This window comes from Bartonella sp. AA2SXKL (genome assembly GCF_042197205.1).
Lineage (GTDB): Bacteria > Pseudomonadota > Alphaproteobacteria > Rhizobiales > Rhizobiaceae > Bartonella.
In genome coordinates this window covers 1-692 of sequence record NZ_JBHIRN010000160.1, presented here as the reverse complement: position 1 = coordinate 692, position 692 = coordinate 1, and the positions used below count along the sequence as shown (strand labels likewise).

Annotated in this window: 1 pseudogene; it reads left to right on the top strand. The window is 43.8% G+C overall.

From position 1 onward, the window contains the following. Positions 1-302: 302 nt before the first annotated feature. Positions 303-692: pseudogene (locus tag ACFINS_RS10420) on the top strand (primosomal protein N'); the annotation flags it as partial.

Sequence of the window (692 nt, the reverse complement as noted above, 5' to 3'; positions counted from 1 at the left end):
TGCATACGTTTAAAGATCACATCTTGTTTTATCATTGGATTACATGTGTGGGATTATTAGGGGCATCTCTTAATGGAGGAGAAAAGTTGCATATTTTGTTTTGATAAAGTTGTGTTGAAGGGGGGTGTGTTAAAAATGTACAAGATTGCCAAGGTGTTTTGCTGGGGCGTTGTTGACGGGGCGTATGATAAGCTATGCAAAAGAGGGGGGCACAACGGATGATTTTTCAAAAATAGAAGTGCAAGGACAGAGCTGATATAGAAGGGGACTAGGAAGAGTTGGTATAAAAGATGAAGTCGAATATGACAGAGGGTGAGAGAGAGAAAAAGATTGTTTCGGTCTTGGTGCCTCTTCCTGTTGCGCATGCTTATAGTTATGAAGTTCCTTCTTCTATGGAGTGTGAAGTTGGTTCTTTTGTTCGTGTTCCAGTGATGGGGCGACAAGTTTGTGGTTTTGTCGTTGGCATTGGAGAGCAGACGGCAAAAGATAGGCAAAGTTCTGCACCGGTGGCGCATGACAAACTCCGTGTTCTCCTCCATGTTTTTGACTGCCCACCATTAAAGACAGAGATGATTGCATTCTTGCGTTTTGTGAGTCGATACACAATGGCTCCTTTTGGTCTTGTGGCACGATTGGTTTTGTCTGTGCCGGCTGCTTTAGAACCAGAAGCACAAATGCCAGGCTTGCGGTAT